Annotated in this window: 12 protein-coding genes; 2 read left to right on the top strand and 10 right to left on the bottom strand. The window is 72.0% G+C overall.

Annotated features, from left to right (window positions below):
• Positions 1 to 51 precede the first annotated feature (51 nt).
• Both cysS and H149_RS21955 read left to right on the top strand, forming a co-directional pair.
• Positions 52 to 1,428 carry a cysteine--tRNA ligase gene (gene cysS, locus H149_RS0104430; RefSeq protein WP_020648532.1) on the top strand — a complete coding sequence of 459 codons (1,377 nt, stop codon included), beginning with the start codon at positions 52 to 54 and terminating at the stop codon, positions 1,426 to 1,428.
• 34 nt (positions 1,429 to 1,462) lie between these two features.
• Positions 1,463 to 2,023: a hypothetical protein gene (locus H149_RS21955; RefSeq protein WP_020648531.1), complete on the top strand. Its 561-nt coding sequence runs from the start codon at positions 1,463 to 1,465 to the stop codon at positions 2,021 to 2,023.
• A gap of 10 nt (positions 2,024 to 2,033) precedes the next feature.
• On the opposite strand, the gene H149_RS0104420 is transcribed toward H149_RS21955, so the two are convergent.
• From H149_RS0104420 to H149_RS0104375, 10 genes are all read right to left on the bottom strand, one after another.
• Complete coding sequence (locus H149_RS0104420) at positions 2,034 to 2,867, bottom strand: MerR family transcriptional regulator (RefSeq protein ID WP_154654628.1); 834 nt, start codon at positions 2,865 to 2,867, stop codon at positions 2,034 to 2,036.
• A gap of 69 nt (positions 2,868 to 2,936) precedes the next feature.
• Positions 2,937 to 3,800, bottom strand: coding sequence for a metal-dependent hydrolase (locus H149_RS0104415; protein ID WP_020648529.1), 864 nt, complete (start codon positions 3,798 to 3,800; stop codon positions 2,937 to 2,939).
• A gap of 124 nt (positions 3,801 to 3,924) precedes the next feature.
• On the bottom strand, positions 3,925 to 6,645 hold the full coding sequence (locus H149_RS0104410; protein WP_020648528.1) for a heavy metal translocating P-type ATPase: 2,721 nt from the start codon (positions 6,643 to 6,645) through the stop codon (positions 3,925 to 3,927).
• Positions 6,642 to 7,076 carry a MerR family transcriptional regulator gene (locus H149_RS0104405; RefSeq protein WP_020648527.1) on the bottom strand — a complete coding sequence of 145 codons (435 nt, stop codon included), beginning with the start codon at positions 7,074 to 7,076 and terminating at the stop codon, positions 6,642 to 6,644. The genes H149_RS0104410 and H149_RS0104405 overlap by 4 nt, the downstream gene beginning before the upstream one ends.
• A gap of 93 nt (positions 7,077 to 7,169) precedes the next feature.
• On the bottom strand, positions 7,170 to 7,553 hold the full coding sequence (locus tag H149_RS0104400) for a hypothetical protein (RefSeq protein WP_020648526.1): 384 nt from the start codon (positions 7,551 to 7,553) through the stop codon (positions 7,170 to 7,172).
• Between the two features lie 77 nt (positions 7,554 to 7,630).
• Positions 7,631 to 9,007, bottom strand: coding sequence for a multicopper oxidase family protein (locus H149_RS19670; RefSeq protein WP_436278840.1), 1,377 nt, complete (start codon positions 9,005 to 9,007; stop codon positions 7,631 to 7,633).
• A 7-nt stretch (positions 9,008 to 9,014) separates the two neighbouring features.
• Positions 9,015 to 10,709, bottom strand: a complete 1,695-nt coding sequence (locus H149_RS0104390; RefSeq protein ID WP_020648524.1) for a TolC family protein — start codon at positions 10,707 to 10,709, stop codon at positions 9,015 to 9,017.
• Between the two features lie 158 nt (positions 10,710 to 10,867).
• Positions 10,868 to 11,314: a hypothetical protein gene (locus tag H149_RS0104385; RefSeq protein ID WP_020648523.1), complete on the bottom strand. Its 447-nt coding sequence runs from the start codon at positions 11,312 to 11,314 to the stop codon at positions 10,868 to 10,870.
• 65 nt (positions 11,315 to 11,379) lie between these two features.
• Positions 11,380 to 11,943, bottom strand: coding sequence for a DNA-3-methyladenine glycosylase I (locus H149_RS0104380; RefSeq protein WP_020648522.1), 564 nt, complete (start codon positions 11,941 to 11,943; stop codon positions 11,380 to 11,382).
• Between the two features lie 290 nt (positions 11,944 to 12,233).
• Positions 12,234 to 13,556: a dihydroorotase gene (locus H149_RS0104375; protein ID WP_020648521.1), complete on the bottom strand. Its 1,323-nt coding sequence runs from the start codon at positions 13,554 to 13,556 to the stop codon at positions 12,234 to 12,236.
• Positions 13,557 to 13,677: the final 121 nt, after the last annotated feature.

Raw genomic sequence — 13,677 nt, 5'->3', positions numbered from 1 at the left:
TTCCGCCGGCGCTGCGGGTATCCTGCGCGGGTTTTTCGCCAGCCCGTGCCCATGCAGCTCCACAACACGCTTTCCGGCCGCAAGGAAGAATTCGTCCCGCTCGATCCGCAGCGGATCACGATGTACGTCTGCGGGCCGACGGTCTACAGCTACGCGCACATCGGCAACGCGCGTCCGGTCGTGGTCTTCGACGTGCTGGCGCGGGTACTGCGCCGCCGCTATGCGAAGGTCGTCTACGTCCGCAACATCACCGACATCGACGACAAGATCAATGCCGCCGCCAAGAAGGAAGGCGTCGACATCCGCGTCATCACCGACCGCTACGCGGCGATCTATCACGACGACATGGCCGCGCTCGGCGCCTTGCCGCCGGACTTCACGCCGCGCGTCACCGAGCACCTGCCGCAGATCATCGACATGATCTCGCGCCTGATCGCCAGCGGCCACGCCTACGTCGCCGACGGCCACGTGCTGTTCCATACGCTGAGCTTCCCGGCATACGGCGCGCTGTCGAAGCGCGACGAGCAGTCGCTGATGGCCGGCGCCCGCATCGAGATCGCGCCATACAAGAAGCACGCCGGCGACTTCGTGCTGTGGAAGCCGTCGACGGCCGACCAGCCGGGCTGGGATTCGCCCTGGGGCCGCGGCCGGCCCGGCTGGCACATCGAGTGCTCGGCGATGGCCGAGGCGCTGCTCGGCGAGACCATCGACATTCACGGCGGCGGTCACGACCTGATCTTTCCGCATCACGAGAACGAGATCGCGCAGTCGACCTGCGCGCACGGCGGCAGGACCTTCGCGCGCTACTGGCTGCACAACGGCTTCCTCAACATCGACAGCCAGAAGATGTCGAAGTCGATCGGCAACGTGCTGCTGGTGCACGAGCTGCTGAAGTCGATGCCGGGCGAGGTGATCCGCCTCGTGCTGCTGACCGCGCACTATCGTCAGCCGCTCGACTGGAACGACGAGGTTGTCGCCGAGGCGCGCAAGAAGCTCGACCGCCTGTACGGCGCGCTGCGCGAGCTGGAGGACGTCGAGGCGGCGCCGGGCGTGACCGCGCCGGAGGCCTTCGTCGCCGCGCTCGAGGACGACGTCAACACGCCGATGGCGCTCGCCGAGCTGTTCGAGCTGGCGCGCGCCGCGAACAAGGCGGTCGATCCGGCCGAGAAGGCGCGCATCAAGGCGCAGATGCTCGACGCCGGCCTGCTGCTCGGCCTGCTGCAGCAGGCGCCGTCGGCCTGGTTCGCGCAGGCACCGGCCGCGGCCGGTGCGCCGTCGGCCGACGAGATCGAGGCGCTGCTAGCGCAGCGCACCGCGGCGCGCCAGAACAAGCAGTGGGCCGAGTCGGATCGCATCCGCGACGAGCTCAAGGCGCGCGGCGTGCTGGTCGAGGATTCCAAGGACGGCCAGCGCTGGCGCTATGCCTGAGCGCGGGCGCGCGGCGCCCGGCCCCGGCCGGCGTGTGGCGCGCGCCGTCTCGATCGGCGCCCATCCCTTCGCGCTGCTGCCGGCGACGGCGCTGCTGGCCGCCGCGCAGCGCGGCGCCGGGCGCGCCGAGTTCGCCGCGCTGATCGCGCTGTTCGCATGCCTGATCGTCTCGATCGGCGGCCATGCCGCGTGGCGCGTGCGCAGCGGCCGCTGGACGCACATCGACGCCAGCATGCGGGCCGAGCGCCGCGAGCTGAACCGCCATGCCTTCATCGTGATCGCGCTCGCGGCGGTCGTCGCCGGTCTGTGGCTGTCGCGGCGCGAATTCGTCGTGCCACTCGCCGCCGGCGCGGCGCTGCTGCTGGTCTGCCAGCTGTTCTCGCAGCGCCTGACGATCTCGCATCACGTGGCGTTCGCCGTGCTCGCGGCCGGCTGGCTGTGGCCGCAGCCGCTCTCGCTCGCGCTGCTGCTGCTCGTGGTCACGGCGATCGCCTGGTCGCGTCTGCGCCTGGCCCGGCACACGCCGGCGGAGCTGGCCGCCGGCGCCGCGCTCGGCGCCTCGGCCGCCGCCGTGGTCGCGCTCGCGCTGCGCTGAAGGCCGGCGCTCAGCCCGGCTTCGGCCCTTCGAGTGCCGGCGGGCGCATGTGTTCGAGGATTTGCGCGACGCGCTCGCCGAGAAACTTGTTCGCCGAGCGTTCGAGCGCGCGCGAGACTTCCGAATCGACCGCCATATTGGCGAGCGGGCGCAGCCGCCAGATCAGGTCGGCGAGCCGCGGCACGTCCTCGGCCGGCGGCAGGCGGCCGTCGTAGCGGTCGAGCAGGCGCGCGATCATCTGCACCATCTCGTCGGCGACGCGTTCGACGTTGATGCGCAGGTGCTCGACCAGCAGCAGCATGTCGTCGAGCGGCATGCCGGCCTTGGTCAGCTCGGCGCCGGCGTAGAGGATCTTGGGGTTCGGCGCGCGGAAGCGGATGCCTTCGGGCTTGAGCAGGCCGAGCTTGAGCACGCGGCTCAGCGTCGCCGGCGCGAACGCGCTGATGCCGAACATCTTCAACAGCTCCGGCATCGTGAACAGACGCGGCGTCTCGGTCGACCACGGGCTGCCGATCGCCTGTTCGAGGCCGAGGAAGTCGTGCAGGTGCTGGCCTTTCTCCAGGCCGTCGAACAGTTCCTGGATATTGGCCAGCGTGTAGCCGCGCGACAGCAGCTGGTGGATCAGCGTCAGGCGACGCAGGTGCTCGCCGGTGTAGATGCCGACACGGCCGCGACGCTCCGGCGGGCTCAGCAGGCCGCGATCCTGGTAGGCGCGGACGTTGCGCACCGTGGTGCCGCCGGCGCGCGCCAGCTCGTCGATCGTGTACTCGTTGAGATTCGGTTCGCCGCCCGGCGCGTCGGCGGCCGGCGGCGCGGCGAGCGGCGGTTCAGGGGAAATAGCCATGGCGCGGATCATAAAGGACACTCCGCGCCATGGTGGAAAACCGCCGCTGCGCGCCGGCGCGCGCGCCATTCAGGCGGCGCGCGGCAGCGAGCCGGACTCCAGGTCGCGCAGCAGCGGCTCGATGCCGTCGAGATAGCGGCGGTTGTCGTGCTGCCACGGATGGAAGCCCGGCTTGAAGTAGTCGAACCATTCGCCGGCGGCGCGGCGCAGCGGACCCGGGTCGAGGAACAGGAAGCGGAACGTGCGGCGCCAGCCGCCGCGCTCGGCGCGGGCCCCGGCGTCGGCGCGCGTCAGGCGCCACATGAAGATCGCTACCAGCGGCCAGAAGATCGCGCTCGCCAGCAGCAGCGTCGAGCAGCGCAGCAGGTAGCTGCCGGGGCCGCGCGGCATCATCGCGCACCAGACGTCGTAGGCGACCGCCTTGTGCTCGGTCTCTTCGAGCGCGTGCCAGCGCCACAGGCGGCCGAAGTGCGGCTCGGCGTCGCCGACCACGCGGCGATCCTGCAGCAGGGCATTGGCCATGATCGCGGTCAGGTGTTCCAGCGCGATGGTGATACCGAGCTGCATCGGCTTCGGCAGCAGCTTGAGGCGCTCGGTGAGCTGGAACACGAAGCGCTGCAGCGGCGCGCCCGGCAGGCCGGCGCCGTCGAGCATCTCGTTGCATTCGGTGTGCTCGCGGCCGTGCATCGCCTCCTGGCCGATGAACGCCGTCACCGCGCGTGCCAGCTGCGGCTCGGTGATGCGCTCGCGATAGTGGCGGACCGAGTGAATGAAGAAGCGTTCGCCGTCCGGGAAGAACAGCGACAGCGCGTTGAAGAACTGGCTGACGTGCGGGCCTTCGTTGTGCCAGTCGCCGATGCGTTCGGCCGGCAGCCTGAAGTGCAGGTCGCGGCGCGTCGGCATGACGGCGATGTCGTCGCTCGGGTTCGGCATGGGATTCCTCCATTACTGTTACATTGATGAATGTAACTATAGGTGATGGAAGCTTCAAGCGGCCCGGGCGCCGCACCCCGCTGTCGGAACGGCCGCAGCCGCGCCGCGACCGCCGACGCGGGACCTACAAGCCGACGCGGCGCAGGCGCAGGGCGTTGCCGATCACCGAGACCGAGGACAGGCTCATCGCCAGGCTGGCGATCATCGGCGACAGCAGCAGGCCGAAGAACGGGAACAGCACGCCGGCGGCGAGCGGCACGCCGAGCGCGTTGTAGCCGAACGCGAACACGAGGTTCTGGCGGATGTTGCGCATCGTCGCGCGCGACAGCGCCAGTGCCCGCACCAGGCCCATCAGATCGCCGTGCAGCAGGGTCACGCCGGCCGACTCCATCGCGATGTCGGTGCCGGTCGCCATCGCCACGCCGACATCGGCGGCGGCCAGCGCCGGCGCGTCGTTGACGCCGTCGCCGACCATCGCCACGCGCCGGCCCTCGCGCTGCAGGCGCGCGATCGTCGCCGCCTTGTCGGCCGGCAGCACCTCGGCGATCACCTCGGCGATGCCGAGTTCGGCGGCGACGCGTTCGGCGGTGCGGCGGTTGTCGCCGCTCAGCATCACGACGCGCAGGCCGGCCGCCTTGAGCGCGGCGAGCGCGTCCGGCGTGGTCTTGCGCACGGCGTCGGCGATCGCCAGCACGCCGGCCGGCCGGCCGTCGACGGCGATCAGCACGGCGGTCTGCGCGCGTTCGCGCACGGCGTCGGCGGCGGCCTGCAGCGCCGCGACGGCAACGCCGCGCGCCGCGAGCAGCGCCGCGTTGCCGACCAGCAGCGCGCGGCCGTCGACCTGCGCCCAGACGCCGAGGCCCGGATCGGAGCCGAATTCCTGCGCGGCGGGCAGCGTGATGCCGCGCGCCTTCGCCGCCTCGACCACGGCGCGCGCCAGCGGGTGCTCGCTCGGCGCCTCGGCGGCGGCGGCGAGCCGCAGAAGCGTGTCGCTGTCGAAGCCGGCGAGCGGCTGCAGCTCGCGCAGGCTCGGCCGGCCTTCGGTCAGCGTGCCGGTCTTGTCGACGACCACGGTGTCGATCTTCTGCAGCGCTTCGAGCGACGCCGCGTCGCGGATCAGGATGCCCTGCTGCGCGCCGCGGCCGACGCCGACCATGATCGACATCGGCGTCGCCAGACCGAGCGCGCAGGGGCAGGCGATGATCAGCACCGAGACGGCGGCGACCAGCGCATGCGCGAGGGCCGGCGGCGGCCCGAACAGCAGCCAGAACGCGGCGGCGACGACGGCGATGGCGACCACCGTCGGCACGAACCAGGCCGAGACCCGGTCGGCGAGCCGCTGCACCGGCGCGCGCGAGCGCTGCGCCTGGGCGACCTGCTGCACGATCTGCGCGAGCAGGGTGTCGCGGCCGACGCGGCGCGCTTCGAGCAGCAGGCTGCCGCCGCCGTTGAGCGTGCCGCCGGCGACGCTGTCGCCTGCCTGCTTGCGCACCGGCAACGGCTCGCCGGTCAGCATCGATTCGTCGACATGGCTGCTGCCCTCGACGACCTGCGCATCGACCGGGATCTTCTCGCCGGGCCGCACGCGCAGGCGCGCGCCGGCCGTCACCGCTTCGAGCGGCACGTCGTGCTCGTGGCCGTCGGCGTCGAGCTGGTGCGCGGTCGGCGGCGTCAGCGCCAGCAGCGCGCGAATCGCGCCGGACGTCGCCGACCGCGCGCGCAGCTCCAGCACCTGGCCGACCAGCACCAGCGTGACGATGACCGCCGAGGCTTCGAAGTACAGCGGCGGCATGCCGTGCTGCTGCGCGCTCGGCGGCAGCCAGTGCGGGAACAGCAGCGAGACGAGGCTGAACGCATACGCGGCGGCGACGCCGAGCGCGATCAGCGTGAACATGTTGAGACTGCGATGCACGATCGAGGCCCAGCCGCGCTGCCAGAACGGCGCCGCCGCCCACAGCACGACCGGCGTCGCCAGCAGCGCCTGCAGCCAGCCGCTCGGCGCCGGCGCCAGCCAGTGCTGCGGCGCGAGCGCGCCGGGCAAGAGTTCGCCCATCGTCAGCCACAGCAGCGGCACGCTCAGTGCGGCGCCGACGACGAGGCGCCGGCGCATGTCGCGCAGCTCGCTGTCGTCCTCGGCTTCGAGGCTCGGCGTCTCCGGTTCCAGCGCCATGCCGCATTTCGGGCACGAGCCCGGATGATCCTGGCGCACTTCCGGATGCATCGGGCAGGTCCAGATCGTGCCCGCTGCGACCGATGCCGGCGCCGGCGCCGCCTTTGCCGCGTGGCCGTGGCAGCAGCTGCCGGCGGCGGGCGCTTCGGCGGACGCCAGATAGCGCGCCGGATCGGCGATGAATTTCTCGCGACAGCGCGCCGAGCAGAAGAAGTAGGCGTGGCCGTCGTGGGTGTGGCGATGCGCGGTGCGTGCCGGATCGACGGTCATGCCGCAGACCGGATCGCGAACCGCATCCGGCGCGGCGGCGCTCGCGGCCGGCGCCTGCCCGTGGCCGTGCGCGTGCTCATGCCCGTGCTCATGCGCGTGCTCGTGCGCCTCGGCGGCGCCATGGTCGCCGCCGTGCGCAGGCGCAGGCGCGGCGACGAGCGCCATGGACGCCGCGTCCGGCGTCGCGGCGCCGCCGCAGCAGCTTCCCGCCGCCGGCGCGGCCGGCAGATAGCGCGCCGGATCGGCGGCGAAGCGGTCGCGGCAGCCGGCGCTGCAGAAGTGGTAGGTCTGGCCGGCGTGTTGGTGATGATGCGGCGTGCGCGCGGGATCGACCGTCATGCCGCAGACCGGGTCGGTCGTGGTCTGCGCGGTCGCCGGCGCAGTGTTCTGGCAGCAGTGGTTCATGCGCGCGCCTCCGATTCGTCGGACAGCGCGCGCAGGATCGGGCAGTGCTCGGCCGGACCGTGGCCGGGGCAGGCGGCGATCAGCTGCTGCAGGCCGTCGCGCACCCGTTGCAGCTCGGCGAGCTTGTGCTCGACCAGATCGAGCTTGTGCCGAGCCGCCTCGCGGATCTCGGGCACGTCGCCGCGGCCGCTCAATTCCAGCAGCTCGCCGATCTCGGTCAGCGTGAAGCCGAGCTCCTTGGCGCGACGGATGAAACGCAGGCGCGCGACGCTGTCGGCCGGATAGGCGCGATAGCCGGACGCGCGCCGCGGCGGCACCGGCAGCAGGCCGGCGCGCTCGTAGTAGCGGACCGTGTCGATGCCGACGCCGGCCTGTTCGGCGAGCCGGCCGATGGTCAGTGCCGGGCTCGAAGCGGTTTGCGGATGCTGCATGGCGGTGTTCCTTGATGAACTGCCGCCATCGTAAACCCTAGTGTCTGGTCCAGAGTCAAGAGTCCGGTGGCCCGCCTGCCGCCGGTCTCCGGCTCAGGGGCGCGGATCGGGAGCCGGCGGCGTGCCCATGCGCTGCTCCATCATCTGCATGCGCTGGTCCATCATGTCCATCATCTGGCTCATCTGCGCGTCCATCAGCTCGACATAGCTCTGCAGCAGCCTGACGCGTTCCTTGTCGGACTTGGCGGCCTTCAGCTCGCCGACGATCGCATGCATCTGCTCCATGCGTTCGCGGTGGGCCTTCATGCGCGCCAGGCAGGCTGCGTCGTCCTGCCGGCAGTTGCGCATCATCATGTGCGGCGCGTTGCCGGACATCATGCCGCCTCCGCCGCCGGGCATCTGCGCCTGGGCGACGGATGCGGCGGCGCCGAGGCTGATGCCGGCGAGCAGCGCGGCGATCGGGTGTAAGCGATTCATGGTATCTCCTCCTTGCGCCGGACGGCGCATCGAGCGGGCAGCGTCGCGCCACGGTGCGAGCGCTGCCTTGACCCGCATCAAGCCGGGCCGGCCGGGCGCCGCACCGGCGCGCCGAAATCCGGATCGTCCGACACGCGCCGTGCCGTCTGCTCGCGGCGCGCGGCGTACCAGCCGGGGTCGCGGAAGTCGCCGCGCGCCAGGCCGTCGCGGACTTTCAGCACCGTGAACATGCCGCCCATCTCGACCGGACCGTACGGACCGCTGCCGCTCATCATCGGCAGCGTGTTCTCGGGGCCGGGCATCATGCCCATCGCCACGTGGCGGCCGTGCTCGGACATGCCGTTGCCGCCCATTGGCATGAAGCCGGGCAGCAGCTTGCGCACCTCGGCGGCGACGCCGCGCTGGTCGACGCCGAGCGGGTTCGGCACGCCGTGGCCCATCGCGTTCATCGTGTGGTGCGACATGTGGCAATGCAGCGCCCAGTCGCCGGGCGCGGCGACGAACTCGATGTCGCGCGTCTGGCCGACGCCGACGATCTCGGTCACCTCCGGCCGCCACAGCGCGCGCGGCCAGCGGCCGCCGTCGGAACCGGTGACGAGGTACTGGTGGCCGTGCAGGTGGATCGGGTGGTTCCACATCGACAGGTTGCCGAAGCGCAGGCGCACACGTTCGCCGCTGGCGGCGACCAGCGGCTCGGTCGCCGGAAACACCTTGCTGTTGAAGCTCCACAGATCGAACTCGGTCATCACCGACGGGTCCGGCCGCCAGGTGCCGGGGTGCAGCGCCCAGTTGTGCAGCAGGATCGCGTAGTCGCGATCGATCGGCTCGGGTTCGCCGCCGCGCGGATGGATGATGAAGAAGCCCATCAGGCCGAGCGCCATCTGCGTCATTTCGTCGGCGTGCGGGTGATACAGGTGCGTGCCGTGCTGGCGCAGCGTGAACTCGTAGACGTAGGTCTCGCCCGGGGCGATCGCTGCCTGGTTGAGGCCGCTGACGCCGTCCATGCCGCTCGGCAGCAGGATGCCGTGCCAGTGCACCGAGGTCGCTTCCGGCAGGCGGTTGGTGACGTAGATGCGCACGCGGTCGCCCTCGACCGCCTCGATCGTCGGGCCCGGCGTGCCGCCGTTGTAGCCCCAGCACCTGGCGCGGCTGCCCGGCGCAAATTCGTGCTCGACTTCCTCGGCGACGAGATGGAATTCCTTGGCGCCGTCGCGGACGCGGTGCGGCAGCGTCCAGCCGTTCGGGGTGCGCACCGGCGTGTAGGCGCCGGCGGATCGCGCGGGGCCCGCCGCGTCCGCGGCGGGCGGCGCTGGCGGTGTGGTGCCGGGCACGGTGCCGCCGGCCGGCGGCATCGCGTGCGCGTCGTGGCCTTCGTGCTGCGCGGCGGCGCCGCGCGTGAAGCCGGCGCCGAGGCCGGCGGCGCCGAGCGCGCCGAGCAGGCGGCGGCGGCTGATGCCGTGGTCAGTCATGGTGGGCTCCGTGTTCGTCGGCCGCCGCTTTCGCGCAGTCGGCCATCATCGTGTCGTGGGGGGCGGCGCCGGGCGCCGGCGGGTGCATGGCTTGCATGTCGCAGCCGCCGGCCGGCGTGCCATCCGCCGCGCTGTCCGCCGCGGCGGCGGCGTGGCCGGCGTGCGCCGTCGCGTCCGCCGGCGCGGCATGGGCGTCGCCACCGTGCGGCGTCGCGCGCGGTACGTTGGCGGGTGCGGCGGGTGCGGCGGGTGCGGCGGGTGCGGCGGGTGCGGCGGGTGCGGCGGGACCGTCGGCGCTGTCGCCGAGGCGCGGCCGCAGCGCGTCGAACCGCAATGCGGCGGCCGGTGCGGCCTCACCGGGCAGGCGGCGGCCGACGGCGCGCGCCAGCTCGGCGCGTGCGACCCAGTAGTCGCGCAGCGCATCGAGATAGCCGGCGTAGGCGTCGTAGCCCTGCTGGCGCGCGGCGAGCAGCTCGAACACGCCGACCAGCATGTAGTTGAACTCGCGCTGCATTTGCACGACCACCGCTTCGCGCGCCGGAATCAGCTCGCGGCGGTAACGCTCGGCGCGCTGCCGGGCGCCGGCGACGCGCGCGTAGGCGGCGTTCACCTCGTTGCTGGCGTCGAGTTCGCGGGCGGCGAGCCCGGCTTCGGCGATCTGCAGCTCGGCCTCGCCGCGCGCGACCCGGCCGCGGCCCCAGTCGAACAGCGGCAGCGCGAGCGACAGCGTCGGGCCGCCGTGCACGCTGCCGTCGTACTCGCGCTCGCGTTTGGCGCCGAGCTCGATCGCGCCGAGCGCGCGCGCGTGCCGCGTCAGGCCGTAGCGCGCGGCCACGGCGTCGGCATGGCGGCGCGCGGCGGCCAGATCGAGCCGCGAGTCCTGCGCCAGCTGCAGCAGCGTATCGAGTGCCGGTTCCTGCGCCGGCGGCAGCGCCAGTGTTTCGGCGAGTGTCCAGCGCCCGTCACCGGCCGGCAGGCCGAGCAGGCGGTTCAGCTCGCTGCGCGCCAGCGTCAGGTCGAGCGCGGCGGCGTCGGCGTCGAGCGCGGCCTGCGTCGCCGCCGCTTCCTCCAGCGCCAAATCGCGCAGGCTGAGATTGCCGGCGGCGCGATAGCGGCGCGCCAGCTCGGCCGAGCTTTGCGCGGCGTGCTGCAGCGTCGCCTTGAGCTGCGCGAGCTGCTCGGCGGCGGCGACGCGCCGGTACGCCGCTTCGACGCGCGCCGCCAGATCGAGCGTCGCGCTGCCGACGGCGAGCTTGACGCTGTCGAACTGCGCCGCGGCGATGCGGCTGCGCGAGCGCATCAGCAGCAGGTCGGTGAAGTTCAGCGCGAGACCCAGGGTGAGCTGCGCCTGCGGCTCGTCGCCGGGCGACAGCCAGGTCGCCGACAGCACCGGATTGGCGAGCCGGCCGGCTTCGTAGACGTCGGCGGCGGCGAGGCCGAGCCTTGCGGTTTCGGCGCGCAGCTCGGGGTTGTGCAGCAGCGCGATCTGGATCGCGCGGTCGGGTGTCAGCGGCTCGGCGAGCCAGGCCTGCAGCGGCTCGGGTGCGGCGGCGGGTGTGGCGAGGCCGCGCGCGGCGAGCGCGGCGTCGACCTCGCCGCGGCCGCGGTCGGCCGGCAGGCTGCTGCAGGCGGCGAGCGCCAGGCTGGCGGCCAGCGCCAGCGGCGGGAAGAAACGGATGGCGAACACGAAAAGCTCCGGCAGGACGTGCGGATGCGGACGAGCCGCGTGCGGGCGAACGATAAGGAGCGGCGCGTGCCGCGCCGCCGCGCGGGCGGCGGCCGGGAGTCAGCCGTGGACAGCGAAAAGTCGCGTGCCGCGACCTGCCGCGGGCGGGGCTGCGCCGCTCAGGCGGCGCGTGGGGGACGCAGCGGGGCGAACGGCTGCGCGCTGCGCGGCGCCGGCGCGAGATGCGCGCGCGGACGCTCGGCGTGGCCGGGCAGGAGGCTGCCGGCGAAGCCGGCCGAGGCGACGGTGGCGGTGCCGCCGGCACAGGCCTGGGCGCAGACGCAGGTCTTGGCGCAAGCGTGTGCGTGTGCGGCCGGGCTTTGCGCGCCGTCGGCGCGGGATGCCACGTGGTGTTCGTGTCCGGCGTGCGCCGCGACGGAGGCCGGCATCGCCATCGCCGCCATGTCGTGATGGGCATGGTCGTGATGGGCATGCGCCGACGCCGCTGCCGGCGCGGCGGCGGTCGCGCGATGCGCCGGGCAGGTGGCCGCGCTCGCGCCCGCCACGCCGCTGAACGTCAGCAGCAGCGACAGCAGGGCGAACAGGGCGAGGCGCAGCGCAGGCATGCGCCCAGTATCAGCGTCGCCACGGGCCGCGACAAGCTGGAGCAGGGTCCAGGCTTGGCCGCGCCTCACACGCCGCGCTGCGGGCAGCCGAGCAGGTGGTCGTTGACGACGCCGATCGCCTGCAGGTAGGCATAGACGATCGTGCTGCCGACGAACTTGAAGCCGCGTTTGAGCAGGTCCTTGCTGATGCGGTCGGACAGCTCGGTCCTGGCCGGCACGTCGCCGTGACGGTGCACGGTGTTGACGAGCGGCGCGCCGGCGACGAAGCCCCAGAGATAGGCGTCGAAGCTGCCGAACTCGCGCTGCACGTCGAGAAAGGCGCGCGCATTGGTGCGCGCCGACCAGATCTTCAGGCGATTGCGGACGATGCCCGGCTCCTGCATCAGCTTTTCCAGCTTGTCGTCGGAAAAGCGCGCGACCTTGACCGGGTCGAAGTCGGCGAAAGCCTTGCGGTAGCCGTCGCGCTTCTCGAGGATCGTCCGCCACGACAGGCCAGCCTGCGCGCCTTCGAGGATCAGGAACTCGAACAGCACGCGGTCGTCGTGCTGCGGCCGGCCCCATTCCTCGTCGTGGTAACGGATGTATTCGGGCGTCGACAGCGACCAGGGACAGCGACCGGAATCGGGCATGGCAGCAGGGCATCGGGGCAAGGGGCGCCCATCGTCGCCCGGGCGGCGCGGCGATGCCAGTGCGGCGCCCGGGTCTACTGACAGATTCCGGACCGGCACCGGCGTGCGGTGCGCGCGCGCCGGCCGCCGTCAGGGAAGGTCTGAATCCGTCCCTGTTCCGTCATGGCGAGCCGCCGCAGGCGACGAAGCCATCCGGGAGCGCCCTGCGCAAGCGACGTATCCGGATCGCCGCGGCCGCCGCGCGGCCTCGCGACGACGGATTGATTCAGAGCTTCCTTAGCAGAGCTTTCTTAGCGGAACTCGATGCGTGCGCCGCGCGTCTGCGGCAGCACGACGCCGTCCTGGTACGCGAGTTCGCCGTTGACCCAGGTGGCGCGGATCTTCGCCGGGAAGCTGCGCCCCTCGACCGGCGACCAGCCGCACTTGTAGAGCACGTCGGACTTGCGCACGGTCGTGGTGCCGTGCGGGTCGACGAGCACGAGATCGGCCCAGTAGCCCTCGCGGACGTAGCCGCGGTCGACGATGCCGAAGCGGTCGGCGACGGCGTGGCTGGTCTTGCGCACCACGGTGCGCAGGTTGAGGTCGCCGCGCTTGACCAGCTCGATCAGCATCAGCAGCGAGTGCTGCACCAGCGGCAGGCCGGACGGCGCCTTGAAGTAGGGCTGCGCCTTTTCCTCGGCGGTGTGCGGCGCGTGATCGGTGGCGATCACGTCGATGCGGTCTTCCATCACCGCATGCAGCAGCGCCTTGCGGTCCTCGGCGGTCTTGATCGCCGGATTGCACTTGATGAGGTTGCCGAGCGTCGCGTAGTCGCGCTCGTCGAAGTACAGATGATGGACGCAGGCTTCGACGGTGATCTTCTTGCCGGCCAGCGGGCCCGGCGTGAAGAAGGCCAGCTCGCGCGCCGTCGTCAGGTGCAGCACGTGCAGGTCGGCGTTGTACTTCTTGGCCAGGCTCGTCGCCAGCGCGGTCGACTGGTAGCAGGCCTCGGCCGAGCGGATGTGCGGGTGCTCGCGCGGCGGCACGTCCTCGCCGTAGCGCTCGCGCGCCTTGGCTTCGTTGGCGAGGATCATCGGCGTGTCCTCGCAGTGGGTGACGACCATCAGCGGCGAGCGCTGGAAGATGCCTTCGAGCGTCTTCGGATCGTCGACCAGCATGTTGCCGGTCGAGGCGCCCATGAACACCTTCAGCGCGCAGGCCTCGTTCTTCTTCAGCGCGGCGATTTCGTCGAGGTTGTCGTTGGCGCCGCCGAAGTAGAACGCGTAGTTGGCGAACGAGCGCCCGGCCGCCATCGCGTATTTCTCGGCGAGCAGCTTGCGCGTGGTGATCGCCGGCTTGTTGTTCGGCATGTCGAAGTAGCTGGTCGTGCCGCCGGCGACCGCGGCGCGCGATTCGCTGTAAAGATCGCCCTTGTGCGTCAGGCCGGGTTCGCGGAAATGGACCTGGTCGTCGATGACGCCCGGCAGCAGCCACTGTCCTTCGGCGTCGAACACCACGGTGCCGGCCGGCGCGTCGATCTTTGCCGCGATCTTTTCGATGCGGCCGTTACGGATCAGCAGGTCGGCGGCGGTTTCGTGGCCTTCGTTGATGATGTGGGCGTTGGTGATGAGCATGACCGTTCCGGGGGCGGGTTTTGCGCAATGGTAGCGGGTCCGGGCCGGGCCGGCCGCGAGTGGCTATGATCGGCGGCAGACGAAAAGCCGGCCGCGCCGCGATGCCGGCAGACGAGGAGAA

The organism is Solimonas variicoloris DSM 15731 (assembly GCF_000382285.1).
In the GTDB taxonomy this organism is placed as follows: domain Bacteria; phylum Pseudomonadota; class Gammaproteobacteria; order Nevskiales; family Nevskiaceae; genus Solimonas; species Solimonas variicoloris.
Note: the sequence above shows the minus strand (reverse complement) of the source record. Positions and strands in the feature narration are given on the sequence as shown.